Source organism: Cereibacter sp. Soil_C_27, from assembly GCF_057657095.1.
Genome location: NZ_JBDGJD010000017.1, coordinates 1 through 16,574 on the forward strand (window position 1 = coordinate 1; position 16,574 = coordinate 16,574).

Genomic DNA, 16,574 nt, shown 5'->3' on the forward strand with positions numbered 1-16,574 from the left:
AGCCGCGCCGAGGTTGGCGCCGCAAGCTGGGCCAGCCGCTCGGCCGAGGGGACCACGGCGCAGGCCGGGCAGGCCGAGGCGGTCTGCCCCCCGCCCGTGTCGATGCGCTCGGCGATGCTCATGGCTCAGCCCTCTGAGAGAAGAACATTCTCGCCTGATGATTTCAGACGGTCAGTCTGCCGATCAGTATTGTCAAGTTCCGCAACCTTGGTCGCAGGCGGCGGAGTGCAGCCAACCCGCTGCCGGTCCTGAACAGGTTGCGCAATATAGACGCAGCGGACTTGCTTATGGCGCAGCCCGCGGGCTCTGCCGAGAAAAGCGGTGTTTTCTCATTATCTAAGCGGCTCAAGTGTCAGATGACGCCGAGCATGCGCATCGCCTCTGCGACGCGAACAAAACCAGCGATGTTTGCCCCTAGGACATAATCTCTTGGTGCTCCATATTCTTCGGCCGTCTGATGACACGTATCATGGATGCCGCGCATGATAGCTGCGAGGCGCGCCTCGGTTTGATCAAAAGTCCAGCTGTCCCGGCTGGCATTCTGCTGCATTTCCAAGGCAGAGGTAGCCACACCACCTGCATTGGCGGCTTTGCCTGGCGCAAAAAGGATGCCGGCCGCTCGGAAAACGCTCACTGCTTCCGGGGTAGAGGGCATGTTTGCACCTTCGCCCACGGCGACTAATCCATTCTTGATCAGCGTACGTGCGTCCTTACCGGAAAGCTCGTTCTGCGTGGCCGAAGGCATCGCAACATCGCACGGCAGATCCCAAATAGACCCTTTGTCAGATGAAATGAAATGCGCGCCCTGACCTCTGCGTCTTGCATATTCCGAGATGCGCTCACGACGCACGTTCTTAATCTCTTTGAGAAGCGGGAGATCAATGCCATTCTCGTCTACGACATAGCCACTGGAGTCGGATACTGCGGTCACCTGCCCGCCGAAGGACTGAACCTTCTCGACAGTGTAGATCGCCACGTTGCCTGAGCCCGAGACCACAACTTTCTTGCCGTCAAAGTCGGTGCCAAGTGTCTGAAGCATAGCTTGCACAAAATAGGTGTTACCATACCCGGTCGCCTCGGTTCGCGCGCGCGAACCTCCATAGGCCAATCCTTTGCCCGTGAAGACGCCAGCCTCGAAACGATTGTTCAGGCGCTTGTACTGCCCGAACATATATCCGATCTCGCGTCCACCGACACCAATATCTCCTGCGGGCACGTCTGTCTGCTCGCCTAGATGGCGATGCAATTCCGTCATCAGAGACTGGCAGAACCGCATGACTTCAGCGTCGGATCGACCCTTCGGGTCGAAATCGGATCCGCCCTTGCCACCCCCGATAGGCATGCCAGTTAGCGCATTCTTGAACGTCTGCTCGAAGCCGAGGAACTTGATGATCCCGACGTTGACCGAGGGGTGAAAGCGCATCCCTCCCTTGTAGGGACCAAGCGCAGAGTTGAACTGAACGCGAAAACCGCGGTTTATCTGAACTTGGCCCCGATCGTCGGTCCACGGAATGCGGAAGATAATCTGTCGTTCAGGCTCGCAAATTCTCTCGATGAGCGCGTGATCAAGGTAATGTGGATGTTTGGCGACCACACGACCCAAGCTTTCCAACACCTCATGCACAGCTTGATGAAACTCAGGCTCGCCAGCGTTTCGGCGCGTGACCTCCGCGAGAATCGGTCGGAGCTTGTCGTCGATGCTATTCATGGTCTTGCCACCTGCTGCAAGGTTCAGCAGATCGCCTGCTTTTCGATCATTTAGCGAAGTATGGCCACGAAGGGAACAGTCCGGCGTCGGTTTTTCATCTTGCACCCCCGTGACGTCGGATAGGGAGAGTCCCTCGGCTACTGCGCCAAGGAAATCTGTCTAGACAGGACGGTGTGTCAGCCTTGCATAGCATGACTTCGGGATTGTGCCTGATAGTCTATGCTGAGTAAGCGCACCTTGCGGAATGAGCCATTCGCCTGAAGGAAAGGCGCTTGGGTTCCGGCTGTCATGCCGATCAGTGTTGCTCCCAGCAAAGTTGCAACATGGATGCTGCTTTGGCCATACGCGCTCTCGTTTCGGTGAACCAAACGCCCGGAGTGAGGCGGAAGATCATCGATCGCGTAGGTTACGCGTGACCCGCCCGTTGCAGTCGATGGGCAAGGGGCGTCACCTTGAACCGATGCGTACAACAGCTTTTTGCTAAGCAATCTCGCAAGGACAACATGGACACCTGCTCCGATCTTGTCGGCGCGTTGGATGTGCTCTTCAATTTCTCTACGATCGGCGGTCGTAAGAAGGCAGGCGACAGACAATTCGCGGAGTGCGGCATAACCGGTGTTGCTGAAGGCTGTCATTTCAATAGCGGGTGTGTTTTGTTCAAAAGTGTTCATTCTTCCTCCTCAAACGACATTACTGCCGTTACCGACCTAAAGGACTGAGACGTAGTGGAGGAACCCGGAGCAGCAGCGCGACGAGCGCGGTCAGACCGCCCCGGGAAGAGGGCGGTTCTGAAGAAATATCCGAAAGATGATCGCCAAGCTAATCATGTCTTCATGATGTGCATCCGCACAGCGAATGTCAACAAATACAGTTTGTGTCGTCGGTCCAACGCTCCTCAGGATTGGCTTCTTCTTTCCGCTCGAGTGACCCACAGGTGGAGCGCGCATTACTTGCGGCCAGGGTGGACAACTTGGATCTGATGATGTTGATTGCAGGTGCCTTCGGGGCTGGCGTCCTGAACACGGTGGTGGGCGGCGGAACCTTCCTGACGTTCCCAGCTCTTGTTTCATCGGTCTGCCTCCGGTCGTGGCCAACGCTACCAGCACCGTGGCGGTCTTTCCGGGATACCTGGGCGAAGCCATAGGCTTCCGCGAGGGGCGTCATAGCCGCGGTCGGCTTTGGGATGAGCACAATTGCTATCTTCCACAGGAGCATACTGTCCGTCAATAAAGGTATGTTGCGCGTGCCGCGCTGCTGTTGCCAACTAAACGGTGCATCAACAAGCGACGTGTCCCTAAGAAAAAGGTAATGACTGGCTTATTAAAAGCAGATCAGGCAACGGGAAGGGGTCGGCAGCGCTTCTGGACGTGGGACTTTCTATGTGTCAGCTCAGAGAGACCGCCGACCCAAGGTATCATTTAGATTTTTGTTTAAGCGTATTTGCCGGGACAAAGCTCTTCAGGCTTGGGGCGGCTGCAATTACTTTCTCTACTGCTTTTTTCGGCTTTTTTTCGTCACGTCGTCGTTTGGTCGTGCCCTTGGCCATGATACTGTTCCATTTGAAAACTGCCCTTTCGACAGCCCGGAAAGTATAGCTTGTTGTCTCGAAAAGGCCATAGCCATTTTTAATAAGCTTTAGTGTGACGCTTAGCTTGAAGCGAAAATGGTTGTTGCCTTACGTGCACCTACTACCTCTTTGACGGGACTTTTTAGTGCACTCGGAAATGGATTATGCCTATCGAGAAATTTTTTGCCACAGATCAAACGACCTTTGAGTTGTTGCCCAATGGCGAGCCCCCGCTTCAAGCTGATGCGGGGGTTGCAAGATATTACGGGCTTATGAGACCTATGAGCTCATGCGTTAGCATGCTCGGGCTGATCCTCGTCTAGTTAGGGACAAGGCGGGGCGCAGCCGAGCCGGTGCCAGCAGATGACCTGAATCTCGCTTGTGTTGGGATCACAGTTTTGTCGGCATGACTTTCACGACTTCCAAAGTCCGCCTCTCATCATCCCGCGTGCTCCATGATATGACCGCCCCTGCGCTAAGCCCAAGAAGAGCAACGCCGATTGGGGTCAGCACAGAGATACGATGCTGTTCGATGTCGGCGTCTTCGGGATAGCTGAGGATGACGGTCTGAACTCGCCCGTTGCCACAATCGCGGTAAGTGACTTCGCTACCGATTGTCACAATGTCGCAGCGCAATTTATCGGGTGCCACCAGCTTTGCCCTGGAGATTTCGTCCATCAGCCGCTCGCCAACTTCTGGAGAACGCCGCATCATTGAGGTGGCAAGGGCTTCAAGGCGTCCGACGAGCGTCTTGTCCAGATGGATCTTTGGAAGTCGTATGGTGTTGGTTGCGGACGTCATGAGGATTCCAGTTTCATATTCAGAGGACCGCGCCTTATAGCTCAGTCAGTGGCAGGAGGGTGTTCCGGCCCCGGCGAGCGTACGGAAGGTGCACGCCGGGGTGTTAATTATGATGTCGCGGGTATGTAGGAGAGCTACACGCATATTCGCGTCATGGTTCGTCTACGCGGCTCGACGAATGAATTCAGTCGTCGATGGAGCCGACTTCTCTACTACCACGGGAGCAGACAACCAGCTTTCACGCTCCGCCAGAACATCGGCAAAATCCTCAAGCGTTCCTCGTTCAAGGCCAATGTCCAGCAGCAGCCTGTCATCCAGAGCCGCAAGCGCAGCAACGGTCTTGCGCCTCTGCCAGTTTCTGATGGCGCCTTCAAACCAGTGCCGCAGAAAGCTGGCGACAGTGTCGTTCCAAGCAGGAGCGCCGCCGGTTTTGCGCGGGTGAATTGCGAACATTTTCTTCTCCTTCGAGACTACCGATGCCGTCTGAGCGCGACAGCCAGCACACGGCCCCGGGCAAGAAAGTCCACAAGGTGTGACGCAAGGCTTCGCGAAAACGGCAAAATTAACCGATGCGGTGAGGCAGTTCCCCGTGGCGGAAGCGTGCAGAGACGCTCGACCGCCCGGGGTTACCGGCGGTTCAGTAGATTTCCCGCGTAGCGCAGGAACCTCTTATGGATGCTGAACATCGTCATAGGGCTGATATGGCCGCTTAGATGACCAGTTACAACCCTGTTTAGAATGATAATTTTCCGAGCATAAAAGCGCCGGCCGTCTTGCCGAGGACGCCCATGTTTGGCCAATACGCATTTAGCCTTGTCCGGAGGTTGTCGAGTGTGAAGTCTGCCGTTTTGGGCAGGGGGTAAGCGCAGGGGCCGCGTCGATAATTCTGCAGATTGCCATCACCGGTGAGACGTCGACCCGTGCGCGCGGCGGATCGCCGATATACCCACATGCAAGATGCGACCGAGGCTTTGGGATACTCCTGCCCCAGAACAACCAATGTCTGGCCTTGGGAAGGTCGCACTGCAGCATTCCCAAGAGTCACGTGGCAGGTATGGACCGGACGCAACTCACGCTAGCCGCCGAAGGTTGGACGGAGCGTGACCTGGCCTGAACAGACCGGACTGGAAGACGGCCTACTCTGGCTTTCCAGAGGGTCTGGCGCGTTTGGGTGATGACGCCGCGCGGCAAGGCCATTATAGGACAGGCCGAGCGGCGTCACGCGGCGGACAACTGGTTTTGGCAGCCCAAGGTCCTGGATGGCAACGTGGCAGCCCGTGGGTTGCGATCGGCGGCGCACGCACCTGCGACTGACTTGCGAGTTGACGGCCCTCCTGCTGCCGCTCGCCGCTCCTTGTGACCAACGTCAGATATACCCGATCGCAGGGTAGTCGCGACAATCTTTACCCTGCGGACAAGGCCGGGCCGAACTACAAGAAGAAGAGCCAGTACGATGACAGCAGTCCCCCTTGCAAAACCATCTACCGCTTACGGCGTGATCCTTGCTGTCAGCGGCGCGCACCTGATCAACGACCTGATCCAGTTTCTGCTGCCCGCGCTCTATCCGTTGTTCAAAGTGCAGTATGATTTGGACTACTTCCAACTTGGCCTGCTCACGCTGGCCCAGCAGATCACCGCCTGCGTCCTGCAGCCCGTTCTCGGCCTTTATGGCGATCTGCGGCCTAAGCCGTTCACGCTTGCGGTCTCCTTACTGATCGTCGCGCTTGGCGTCGTGCTGCTGGCGACGGCCTCGTCGTTCGCGCTTCTCCTGCTAGCGGCGGGGGTTCTGGGCGTAGGCTCGGCGTTGTTCCACCCAGAGGCATCACGGGTTGCGCGCATGGCGTCTGGCGGCAAGCTTGGGTTTGCGCAATCCAGCTTTCAGGTCGGCGGGAATAGTGGCACCGCGCTTGGACCTCTGGCCGCCGCATTTCTTGTACTGCCGCTGGGGCAGGTGAGCACGGCCTGGTTTGGGCTTGTCGCTGTCGTGGGCGTGGTGATTTTGATCGGCGTGGCGCGCTGGTATGCAGACCATCAACGCACTCTGAAGGCGCACGGCGTCGCGCCAGTGGCTCGTCTCCGCATTACGTCCAGACGTTTGATAGGCGCCTTTTCGGTGATTGGCGCGCTGCTGCTAAGCAAGTTCGTCTATATCGAGACGTTCAAAAGCTATTACATCTTCTTCTTGGTCGAGAAGTTTGGCCTTGAGATACGTGCTGCGCAGACGTTCCTCTTCCTGTTCCTCGGCGCCGTTGCCGTGGGGACCTTCTTCGGCGGACCAGTTGGCGACCGGATTGGCCGGCGTAAGGTCATCTGGGGATCGATCCTGGGTGCGCTACCTTTCGCGTTGCTGCTTCCCCATTTGCCGCTGGTGGGAACTGTAATTGTAAGCGTGCTCGTAGGATTGATCCTTTCCTCGGCGTTCTCAGCTATCGTGGTCTATGCACAGGAACTGCTTCCGCAAAAGGTAGGAATGGTGTCGGGGTTCGTGTTTGGCTTTGCGTTCGGCGTTGGTGCCCTCGGGGCCGCTGGACTTGGTGCGTTGGCCGATCATATTGGCATCGAGCGGGTGTTCGGCCTATTTTCAGCCTTGTTACTGTTGGGTCTCCTAACGGCGTTTCTTCCGAACATCGAGGCTCATGGAGATGAGCAATAATTGATCCGCAGCTTAATGCTCGGCTCAGGAGAACAAGATGCCCAAGAACTTTCGCCGCACCCATCTGGATGGCATACCTCTGCACCCGCAAACGCAAATGACGGCATACGGCTACGATCCTTCGCTCTCTGAGGGCGCGGTCAAGCCGCCGGTGTTCCTCACCTCGACCTTCGTCTTTGAGAGTGCCGAACAGGGTGCCGAGTTTTTCGATGTGGTCGCCGGTCGTAAACCGGCGGGTGAGGGGATGGGGGCGGGCGGCTTGGTGTACTCTCGCTTCAACCATCCAAACCTGGAGATCGTCGAGGACAGGCTCGCGCTCTATGACCATGCCGAAGCGGCACTGGTGACTGCTTCTGGCATGGCCGCGATCAGTGCCGTAGCCCTAAGCTATCTGCGGCCAGGCGACGCCGTGGTGCACTACACGCCGCTCTACGGTGGATCTGAAACCCTGTTCGGCAAGGTATTCAAGGAATGGGGCGTCCGCTCGATCCCTTTCACAGACGGTTCGGATGCCGCGGCGTTGCTTTCCGTATTGGAGAACGCGGCAAGACAGGGACCCGTGAAGATGGTTTATTTAGAGACCCCTGCCAACCCGACCAATGCGATGATCGATCTCGCCCTGGTTCGCCAGTCAGTGGATGAGTGGGCAAAGGCGTCCGGCCAGCGCCCGGTCATCGTTTGCGACAATACTCTCTTGGGTCCAGTCTTCCAGCAACCGCTCGATTTTGGAATCGACATCTGTGTCTACTCCCTAACCAAGTACGTTGGCGGTCATTCCGATCTCGTGGCAGGCGGCATTACGGGTTCGTGCGAGATGCTAAAGCCGGTGCGTCAGGCTCGCTCAGCCTACGGATTCCAGTTAGACCCGCATTCCTGCTGGATGCTGTCACGTTCTATGGAGACACTCTCGCTACGAATGGAAAGGGCGGCTGAGAGCGGCGCGAAGGTAGCAGCTTGGCTGAACACCAATCCGCATATCCATTGCCGGGTGTTGCACCCAGAATTCCCAAGCAATAGCCGAGAGCGAGAGATTTATGCCCGCCAGTGCTCGGGCCCCGGATCTACCTTTGCGTTTCTGGTTAAGGACGACCGTGCGCTCGCCTTCCGTATCCTGAACGCGCTCCAGATCTTCAAGTTAGCAGTGTCGTTAGGGGGATCGGAGTCTCTGGTTTGTCACCCCGCCTCCACCACACATTCCGGCGTGCCCGTCGATATCCGCCAGATCACAGGAGTGAGCGAAGGGCTGATCCGGCTGTCGGTGGGGCTGGAGCATCCTGATGACCTGATCCGTGACCTGAACCAGGCCTTCCTCCGGGCTGCACAGGGTGACCTGCAGCCGATGACGCAGCTGGAATAACAGGTGAACCTCAGATCCCTTTCGGCTGGCGTCCCGCCGAGATCGAGGCCAGCTTTTACGTCGGTCTGGAACCTGGGGCCATGGCTGCGCAGATATACAAGATCAGCCCACAAACCTGCGGTGATTCAACTCCGAAGTTTTTGGGGATGCCGCTCCCACCATTCCGGCTCCTTGAGGAACGCGAAGAATGGCTAAGATTCGAACCTCGCGCGTCGACAGGCTCCTGACTTCCATGGGCTATGGCTCGCGCAGCGAAGTTGCGCGGATTGCTGCGTCGGGCGGGATCACTCTGGACGCGGCCGAACTCTCGGACGTTACCCAGCGCATCCCGGTCACGGCAAATTTGACTACCCGAATGGAGATCTGCAGCGAGGCACTCGATCCCCTCGCTGGGATGGTCATCCTTCTGAACAAGCCTTTAGGCATGACCTGTTCACACAAGGAGGACGGAGCGCTTGTCTATGATATCCTGCCCGAGCGCTGGAAGCGGCGTAAACCTGTGATCTCAACTATAGGTCGTCTGGACAAGCAAACGTCTGGTCTTCTGCTGCTGACGGATGATGGCGATCTGCTGCACCGCATCATCAGCCCGAAACGCCACGTGAGGAAGACCTATCGCGTCAAGCTGGCCCGGCCGCTTAGTGGCACCGAAGACGACCTGTTTGTCTCGGGCCATCTGATGCTGGCGGGCGAAGACAAGCCTCTGGCCCCCGCCGAACTGCTAGTAGTGTCGGACACTGAGGTCCTGTTGAGCGTCACTGAAGGGCGATACCATCAGGTGCGCCGCATGTTTGCCGCCACCGGCAATCACGTCGAGGGACTGCACCGGGAACGTCTGGGTGGCCTGTCTCTGCCTGATGGCATGGCTCCTGGTCAAACCAAGCTGCTGACTAACGCAGAAGTTTCATCAATTTTTCAGTAAGTTGATTGGGGCTTTCTTGGGGCATCAAGCAGGGCCAAGGCGGCTTTTGGCTCAGCACTGCTTTTCATGCAGAAGAACTCACGAGGGTGTAATCACGCGAAGTGCGCTATCAAATGTGGGTTGCTGAAGAAACCGTCTGGCAGAGGCGCGATCCGCCGGCGCCAAACTAGCTTATTGGTCACAAGGCAAGGAGGGTATGGGCGGTGATGGAGGAGGACGCGGGAGGTTCGCCAGTGTGTCTGGCTCATATGTTGGTCAACGGCAGGCCCGTCGATCCCCAGACGATGCGCGACGTCGCGCGCTTCCGGAAGGCCGAGCGCGTCCGGTTGACGGACGCGCGCCATCAGATCTCCAGCGCCGATCGGGCAGCGATGACGGCCGCCTTGGTGCAGACCCTCACCTGGGTGGTGAAGCCCCGCGCCGGGCTGGTGATCGCAGGGTACTGGCCTATCCGCGGCGAGCCCGATCTGCGCGATTGGATGGAGCAGGTCCATAACTTGGGCGCCACAGTGCTCCTTCCTGTCGTCGTGGCCAAGGAGGCCCCGATGGTTTTTCGTACTTGGACTCCAAGCTGTGCCATGGAGCGTGATATCTGGAACATCCCTGTTCCTGCCGAGGGCGCAGAGGTGATCCCGGAGGTAGTGATTTCGCCGCTGGTGGGCGTAGACAAATGCTGTTTCCGGCTGGGAAACGGAGGCGGCTATTATGATCGGACGTTGGCCCGACTCGAAACGCCAGCGCAGGTGATCGGCGTTGGCTTTCCGTCATGCCAAATGCTGACGATCTTTCCAATGCCTTGGGACATTCCGATGGATAGCGCCGTGCTGGCCGATGGCTCGGTCTGTCATCGGGCTGGCGCCGCTCAGGCCTGAGTTGGAGATAAAGAAACTACGGTCATCCCGGCACCCCTCGATCCCGGCGACTGCCGCGAAATCGCTCCCTCGCGTAGGGCTCTTCAAGCGAGGACGTTCGGAGCGACGCACCTGTCGCGCCTGCCAAAATTATTGCCGTGGAACTGGCGCGCCTGCACCACAGCCGCGTAAGCTGGAGTCTGCGCGAGCAATCCATGAGGTAGAGGATGGCAACACGGTCATGGATGGGCGATCGCAGGTCTTGGCATGGCGCAGATGCCTTTGTCGCTGGCGCAGGCGTAATTGAAGCCGGTCGACTGGTCGAAGTTCTATCTGATCACGCCGCTGCAACCTTGGGCATCCATGCGCTCTGCCTGTAACACTCTACCTGCTGGCGCGCTCCCGACGTGTCGTTGATACGCTTGTGGTCTCAGGGCGAAACGGGCATTTGTGCGCCAAGCATACCGCGGATTATGCAACATACGATGGATGTTTCGCTTTTCATTACAGGTGTCGACCTGCTGGGCACATTCGCCTTCGGTCTAAGCGGCGGCACTCTAGCCATCCGTAATCGTCTGGATATTTTTGGGGTCATCGTGCTTTCGGTCGCTGCAGCACTCGCCGGCGGAATGCTGCGGGATATGTTGTTGGGCGCAACGCCCGTGATTGCCTTGGCGGATGAGCGATATCTGCTGGTTGCGCTGGGAGCAGCGCTCGTCGCTTTTTTCTGTATGCCTGTTATGTCCAGGCTGGGGAAGCCAGTGATGGTGCTTGATGCCCTTGGTCTGGGACTCTTCGCCGTGACGGGATGCCGCAAAGGCCTGGATTATGGTCTGGATCCAGTTGCAAGCGTGCTCCTCGGTGTATTGACCGCGGTCGGGGGCGGTCTCGTCCGCGATCTTCTTGTCGCCGAGGTCCCGAGAGTGCTGCGAGAGGAAATCTATGCTCTGGCGGCCTTTGTGGGTGCAACTGTGGTTGTTATAGGCGAGCATCTTGAGATGGCCGGCTGGCTCGTGACGATGGTAGGCGTATCCGCAGCCTTCCTGCTACGCGTCATCAGTGTGATATATGGCTGGAGCGCACCCCGCTCGCCGTGGCGCTGATCTGGTCGTCCAGGCCGCTTGGTGATCGAATCCTCGGCCCAGTTGCTCCAACGCTCTATCGCTTCAGGTGACATTGCCTCACGTCACCCCCGATAGGGGCTTGAGCGTTATCGGGTGTGCACGGAGGATGCTGTCGTCTGCAGCCGATCCTGGCGCTTCAGGCTTATAAAGGAACGAAGAGTCCCGTCCCCCCGTTGTTTTCCTTGTGGCTAGGGGTTCACGACATGATAGAAGAGTTCATCCACGGTTTTGCAGAGGATCACTTCACGCTTCCCCTGCTCAGCAGTCTTGCGACAGGGCTCCTCATCGGGCTGGAGCGTGAACTCCGCGGCAAGCCTGCCGGACTCCGAACCCATACCCTTGTTTGCTTTGCTGCGACGCTTCTTACCCTCACCGCTGCACATCAGGCCGACTGGATCGTCACCCTCTTGCCTGAAACCCAGCTCGTCACGGATCCAGTCCGGATGGCGCATGGCATTCTCACCGGCATCGGCTTTCTTGGTGCCGGGGTGATCTTTCGCGAGGGTCCCTCGGTCCATGGCCTGACCACGGCGGCGTCTCTCTGGATTACGGCAGCACTTGGGATCGTCTACGGCGTTGGCATGTATTGGCTCGCGATAGCCGGCACGCTCGCGACGCTGATTGTTCTGATGCTGCTGCGGATCGTTTTCGCCTTGCTTCCGGTGCGCGCCGAGGTGCGGCTGCGGGTAGTGACGCAGGCTGGAAGTGTCTTCGATGCACCGGCGATGCGCACTATCCTGAAAAGCGAGAGGCTGGGAGAAAGGGCTATCAGCCAGAGCTTCAATCGAGAGGCCGGCATTATGGAGCTGACCACCTCAACCTATTGCCGGGGAAGCGAGCAGATCGACAGGCTGGCATCTGCCCTTGCAAGAGCACCGGGCATTCAGAGCTATGCCATCATGCCGGCCGATGATCCGCTGGCGGGATCACCGGCGCGAGGGTGAAGCTCCAGCTTGTCTTAGTAAGTCATCGCAATCGTTGCCTCCTAGACCTGCATAAGGAGGCTGCCTTGGACCTGGACGACTTGTATCGCCTGCTGCGCGTCTCGCATGTGCAGGCAAGGGGGTGCCGACACCCTCCGGAACCCGCTAGAGGGGCTGCGCCCCTTTTGTGTATCTCTTCCCTATGTGAATGCTTTATGCCCCGTATGCTCCCCTATGTGCGGTGGTTGAGGAGGTGGGGAGGTGGCGATGCGCGGACCGTTGAAGATGATGCTTGGCGGTGGAGCCCTCCTCATCACAATTGGCGACATGGCATTCGCCGGCGAGCCGGTATCGCCCAGCGTGCTGGCGTTCGTCGGCATCCTCCTGCTGCTTGAGACATTCTCCGACTGGCGGAAAAGCTGATGCAGCCGCGGGCATGGTATTTCCGGACCCCAGAGGGCTCGCCTACCGCCCGAGCTTCACCGAGTTTCACCGAGTTTCAGGCGAAGGTGTGCGCGGCACGGCTGGCGATTAAGCGGCCCGGGCTGGAGCCGGAGACGGCTCTGATCCTATGACAATCCTTGGCGGGAAGAGGCCATCCAGTGGATGCGGGCATAGGGGAGCAATCGAAGCTAAGCCGAATTGGCGATGAGAAACCGGAACCCTGTGACATACTGCAAAGGCTTCTGTACGCTCCTGCTAGGCCGTAAAGCGCCACCGCAGGACCATCACCAGGGATCATCTTGAAATGCTTAACGAATTTAAATCCTTCATCGCTAAGGGCAATGTCATGGACATGGCCGTGGGCATCATCATCGGGGCAGCGTTCACGGCAATCGTTTCCAGCCTCGTCGCCGATCTGATCAACCCGATCATCGGGATCATCACCGGCGGTATCGACTTTTCCAACCTGTTCTTTAACCTTGGCGAAGGTGAATTTGCCTCGCTCTCCGCCGCCCGTGATGCAGGCGCGCCGGTCTTCGCCTACGGAGCCTTTATCACCGCAGTCATCAACTTCCTCATCATCGCCTGGGTCGTCTTCCTGTTGGTGAAGGGGGTGAACCGCATCAAGGAGTCGGCGATCCGCAAGACCGCCGCCGAAGCCGCGGCCGAGCCTGCCGGCCCGACGCAGGAGCAACTGCTGGCCGAAATCCGCGATCTTTTGCGCAGCCGCGCCGCCTGATGGTCCGGTCTACCCGGCAAGGGGCGGGCCGACACTCTACTGTTTCAGCGCCAGCCGGGGCAATTACGTGCTGCACGTGGCGCCCGCCACTTGAGGGGTCCTAATCCCCCTTGGGCATTCGTGCTCCTTCAGCTGCAGCAGCGACGCCTTGCCCGGATCGCCCTGCCGCGTGAAGCGGAGTACCACGGTGGCACCGACACAGGCAGGCATCGGTGTAGCCGTCGCCCTGCTTGCTGATCCCGGTCCGGCGATCCTTGCCGCCACTGGAATGCGCTCGCAGAGTCAGCCCGAGCCAAGCGGAGATCTACGGGCGGAGCGGAAGAGACTCGCGTCCGGCACGTTCGCCGCGATCACGCTGGCGGTGATCGGGCCGATGCCGGGCATGGTGGCGAGCCGGCGGCTGGCGGCGTTGGTTCGATGCCAGTTCAGGATCCGGCGCTCGAGGTGATTCACCTCCTCCGTCAGGCCTTCGGCGTGGTTGATCAGGGCGCTGATTGGGGTAACAGCGCGGTTCGGCAGGCTGTCTCGGGTGGAGCCAAGCTGGGTTTTCAGCTTTGGCCCAGACCTTCCAGCCCCTGTACCGCGCCGGAATGCGCATCCCGCTTCTAAGCAACCGTTTCATATCCGATAAGCGCTAAACGGTTATCGGACGTCACCCTCGACAACGGTAGCGCTAAGTAACCGCGCACTTTTTCAATGGCTAGGACTTATGTGCTTTTCTGGGTTCGGGACACCATAAGTGCTTGGAACGTGACCGCACTCAGACCGACATACTTTCAAACTGCTTCCAGCTGCCAGAGCCTTAGACCCGACCAGGTATCACAAGATTTAGATTGGTTGCTTGGCAATGGCCGCAACGGTCAATGTGACTGTGCTCGAAGCTCCTCACCCGTTTTTCTTCAAGGAGCTCGTCGGGCACGTCCGCCCCGTCGCGGCATACAGTCCGATCTCGGCTGCCACAAAGTCGGCGGCGCCTGCGGCTACATCCTGCTCCCAAGGAGGTGAGTTGCGTGCGAGGTGGTCGGGCAGCTTAGACAGGTCTTCCTGCGAGCGAACTTACCCGTCGCCTTCGGATTGACATAGGTTGCAAGCTGCGCTCACTGTGAAGCACACCCCCGCGAGTATCAGATATAATGAAAAAACAATACATGCGGAGGCTGCTCAGCCTTGTGGGGCTATCAGCTGCGCTCGCGATGTTCTGGTTCGGCCCGGACATCTTTGGACTCTCTGCGGAGGACCGTCAAACCTGGTTTGCTGCGTCTCATCTAGCTTGGCCTTTGTTCGCGGCTGCGCTCTGCCTGCTGGCAGCGCTGCGCAGCGAGGCGGGAGACCGCGTGGTCTGGTTCAGCTTTACCGCAGGTTCCGCGCTCTATTTTGCGGCCAATATCATCTTTGTGACCGATGCGCTCGCCGACAACCCTGTTGCCTTCCCCTCGTTCGCAGAGGCGGCTTTTTTCGCGATGGGCGGGTGTTTTGCCTTCGGGATGTCCAAGTATTCAAGCCGCAGCCTTCGAATTACGCCGGTGCAGATCTACAACTTCCTTTTGATCTACTGCGCGCTTTTCGTCGCCTGCCTGTTCCTGCTGCACTATGAGATCAAGTATTCCGTTCTAGGGTCGGCGCCAACCGCGGTGGCCTATCTCTATCCAGCGCTTTGGTTCAGCGTACTGGCTTTTGGGGCGCTTTCGCTGATCTTCTACGATCATGGCAGGCGGTCATTCCCGCTGCTACTTCTCGTCATGGGCGTCGCTACTGAGGCGGCGGCCGACTTTCGTTATGTCCAGGCATTACTGAACGGCACCTACGCTCCAGGTGGAGTAACCCAGCTGCTCTGGCTCAGCACGAACGGGTTGGTCGCCCTGGCAGCGCTGGAACACCTTGCTTTGATACGACGTGCCGACCTTACCCAGTCTGAGCTGCGGCGACGGACAGACGCCGGACTGGCCCAAGCAGCCCTGCCGGGCATTGTCATCGCCATATTCATGCTTTCAGGCAGCATGTCCGGGGCATTCGGGCAAAACTGGGAGTTCAAGGCGTTCTCTGCCATCCTGGGCCTCAGCTTTGCGGCGGTGGCGGCATTGCGAGAGTATGCCATAATCAGATCTCATGAGGTCCTTCGCCACGAGGCGGAGGAAAGCCGGGAAGAGGTCTCACACAGCCGCCGTCGGCTCGCGGACGTGCTGGAGAGCACCAGCGATGCGGTGGTCGTGTTTGATCGCAATCTGCGCGTCGAATATTTCAACGAGCAGGCGACCAACGTCCTGCGGGGGATCGGCGTCCCCGGTCTTGGGGCGGGCTTACCGGAGATCTTCCCGGAGGAGTATTTCCCGGGTGCGCTCGCCCGCTTTCGCTCGGCTCTCCATGAGCAGAAGCAGCTGGACTATGAGGCTCGGCTAACTAATCCGGAGCACTGGCTGTCGATCAACGGCTTTCCCTCGGATGGAGGTCTCTCGGTCTTCTTCCGTGACGTAACAGAGCGCCGGACCGCTAGAGAAAGATTGGCCCATCTTGCGCATCACGATCCGATGACCGGGCTGGCGAACCGGATGAAGTTCACCGAACAACTCTTACAGTGCAGCTCCGCGGAGGCGTCGGTGGCGGTGTTGTTGATCGACCTGGACCATTTCAAGGACATGAACGACACGCTCGGTCACTCGCTGGGGGACGCGCTTCTCATCGAGGTAGGCAAACGGTTGCAGCAGCTGGTGCGGCCGGGGGACTTGGTCGCTCGGCTAGGTGGGGACGAGTTCGCCATACTGGTCTTTGGTCTGCAAGACCGGGCCGCACTGGGCACCATCGCGGAGGGCATCCTTGCCAAGATCATCACGCCAATCGCGCTTCCCAATCAGACAGTTCGGGTCACCGCAAGCATGGGGATAGCAACTAATGATGAGGCAGAGCGAGCCGACCTGGTCCGAACAGCGGACATCGCGCTTTACGAGGCCAAACGGAACGATCGAGGAACCTATCGTTTCTTCGACAACGAGATGGAAATCAAGCTCAAAGAGCGCACGGCGATCACCGCCGACCTCACCGTAGCCTTAGGAAAGGAAGAGTTCGCGGTTCACTATCAGCCTCTGTATGATCTGGCGTCACACCGCATCTGTGGCTTCGAAGCTCTTCTGCGCTGGAGTCATCCTGTCCGTGGGCTGGTATCGCCAGAGATCTTCATCCCGATCGCGGAAGAAACTGGACTTATCCATCAGATCGGGGCTTGGATGCTGCGGACCGCCTCCAAAGCGGCAGCAGATTGGCCTTCCGACGTCCGCGTCGCTGTGAATCTTTCCCCGCGGCAGTTCAGGGACCTTGAACTGCCTGCGATAGTCGCTCGGGTGCTGGAGGAGACAGGATTGCGGCCGGACCAGCTCGAGCTGGAGGTCACCGAGGCAGCGTTGCTCGATGACAGCGGTGGCCTGCCCCTATGGAGTGGTCCGGGTTTAATCTTAGTGCATGACGGGTCTTGGCGCTACGGTTGGGGTGGCCGG

General features: G+C 58.6%; 16 protein-coding genes. 9 read left to right on the plus strand and 7 right to left on the minus strand.

What is annotated here, in order from left to right:
* Positions 1 to 352: 352 nt before the first annotated feature.
* The 5 genes from gdhA to AC3A5Z_RS23885 form a co-directional block, all read right to left on the minus strand.
* Positions 353 to 1,708 (minus strand): NADP-specific glutamate dehydrogenase, encoded by a 1,356-nt coding sequence (gdhA, locus tag AC3A5Z_RS23865; protein WP_487521760.1) that lies wholly within the window; start codon positions 1,706 to 1,708, stop codon positions 353 to 355.
* A gap of 176 nt (positions 1,709 to 1,884) precedes the next feature.
* Positions 1,885 to 2,379, minus strand: coding sequence for a hypothetical protein (locus AC3A5Z_RS23870; protein WP_487521761.1), 495 nt, complete (start codon positions 2,377 to 2,379; stop codon positions 1,885 to 1,887).
* Positions 2,380 to 3,122: 743 nt separating this feature from the next.
* On the minus strand, positions 3,123 to 3,254 hold the full coding sequence (locus AC3A5Z_RS23875) for a hypothetical protein (protein ID WP_487521762.1): 132 nt from the start codon (positions 3,252 to 3,254) through the stop codon (positions 3,123 to 3,125).
* Positions 3,255 to 3,665: 411 nt separating this feature from the next.
* The gene (gene rnk, locus AC3A5Z_RS23880) at positions 3,666 to 4,076 is read right to left on the minus strand and encodes a nucleoside diphosphate kinase regulator (protein ID WP_487521763.1); all 411 of its coding nucleotides are present in this window, start codon (positions 4,074 to 4,076) and stop codon (positions 3,666 to 3,668) included.
* Between the two features lie 162 nt (positions 4,077 to 4,238).
* Positions 4,239 to 4,529: a YjiS-like domain-containing protein gene (locus AC3A5Z_RS23885; RefSeq protein WP_487521764.1), complete on the minus strand. Its 291-nt coding sequence runs from the start codon at positions 4,527 to 4,529 to the stop codon at positions 4,239 to 4,241.
* A 1,000-nt stretch (positions 4,530 to 5,529) separates the two neighbouring features.
* Here AC3A5Z_RS23885 and AC3A5Z_RS23890 point away from each other — a divergent pair.
* The 8 genes from AC3A5Z_RS23890 to mscL all read left to right on the plus strand — a co-directional run bounded on the left by AC3A5Z_RS23890 (position 5,530) and on the right by mscL (position 13,089).
* Complete coding sequence (locus AC3A5Z_RS23890; protein ID WP_487521765.1) at positions 5,530 to 6,729, plus strand: MFS transporter; 1,200 nt, start codon at positions 5,530 to 5,532, stop codon at positions 6,727 to 6,729.
* A gap of 37 nt (positions 6,730 to 6,766) precedes the next feature.
* A complete protein-coding gene (locus AC3A5Z_RS23895; protein ID WP_487521766.1) occupies positions 6,767 to 8,086 on the plus strand; it encodes a cystathionine gamma-synthase family protein in 1,320 nt (439 codons plus the stop codon).
* A 187-nt stretch (positions 8,087 to 8,273) separates the two neighbouring features.
* On the plus strand, positions 8,274 to 9,008 hold the full coding sequence (locus AC3A5Z_RS23900) for a pseudouridine synthase (RefSeq protein WP_487521767.1): 735 nt from the start codon (positions 8,274 to 8,276) through the stop codon (positions 9,006 to 9,008).
* 206 nt (positions 9,009 to 9,214) lie between these two features.
* Positions 9,215 to 9,880: a 5-formyltetrahydrofolate cyclo-ligase gene (locus tag AC3A5Z_RS23905; RefSeq protein WP_487521768.1), complete on the plus strand. Its 666-nt coding sequence runs from the start codon at positions 9,215 to 9,217 to the stop codon at positions 9,878 to 9,880.
* A 452-nt stretch (positions 9,881 to 10,332) separates the two neighbouring features.
* Positions 10,333 to 10,962, plus strand: coding sequence for a trimeric intracellular cation channel family protein (locus AC3A5Z_RS23910; protein ID WP_487521769.1), 630 nt, complete (start codon positions 10,333 to 10,335; stop codon positions 10,960 to 10,962).
* Between the two features lie 224 nt (positions 10,963 to 11,186).
* The gene (locus tag AC3A5Z_RS23915) at positions 11,187 to 11,927 is read left to right on the plus strand and encodes an MgtC/SapB family protein (protein ID WP_487521770.1); all 741 of its coding nucleotides are present in this window, start codon (positions 11,187 to 11,189) and stop codon (positions 11,925 to 11,927) included.
* 246 nt (positions 11,928 to 12,173) lie between these two features.
* Positions 12,174 to 12,329, plus strand: a complete 156-nt coding sequence (locus tag AC3A5Z_RS23920) for a hypothetical protein (RefSeq protein WP_487521771.1) — start codon at positions 12,174 to 12,176, stop codon at positions 12,327 to 12,329.
* A 325-nt stretch (positions 12,330 to 12,654) separates the two neighbouring features.
* A complete protein-coding gene (gene mscL, locus AC3A5Z_RS23925; RefSeq protein WP_487521772.1) occupies positions 12,655 to 13,089 on the plus strand; it encodes a large conductance mechanosensitive channel protein MscL in 435 nt (144 codons plus the stop codon).
* Positions 13,090 to 13,189: 100 nt separating this feature from the next.
* Here mscL and AC3A5Z_RS23930 read toward each other — a convergent pair whose 3' ends face one another.
* Together AC3A5Z_RS23930 and AC3A5Z_RS23935 are read right to left on the minus strand one after the other, a co-directional pair.
* Complete coding sequence (locus AC3A5Z_RS23930; protein WP_487521775.1) at positions 13,190 to 13,393, minus strand: transposase; 204 nt, start codon at positions 13,391 to 13,393, stop codon at positions 13,190 to 13,192.
* Positions 13,372 to 13,542, minus strand: a complete 171-nt coding sequence (locus AC3A5Z_RS23935) for a transposase (RefSeq protein WP_487521773.1) — start codon at positions 13,540 to 13,542, stop codon at positions 13,372 to 13,374. The genes AC3A5Z_RS23930 and AC3A5Z_RS23935 overlap by 22 nt, the downstream gene beginning before the upstream one ends.
* Before the next feature lie 695 nt (positions 13,543 to 14,237).
* On the opposite strand from AC3A5Z_RS23935, the gene AC3A5Z_RS23940 reads away from it, so the two are divergent.
* Positions 14,238 to 16,574: putative bifunctional diguanylate cyclase/phosphodiesterase (locus tag AC3A5Z_RS23940; protein WP_487521774.1), on the plus strand; the 2,337-nt coding region annotated here is incomplete at its 3' end.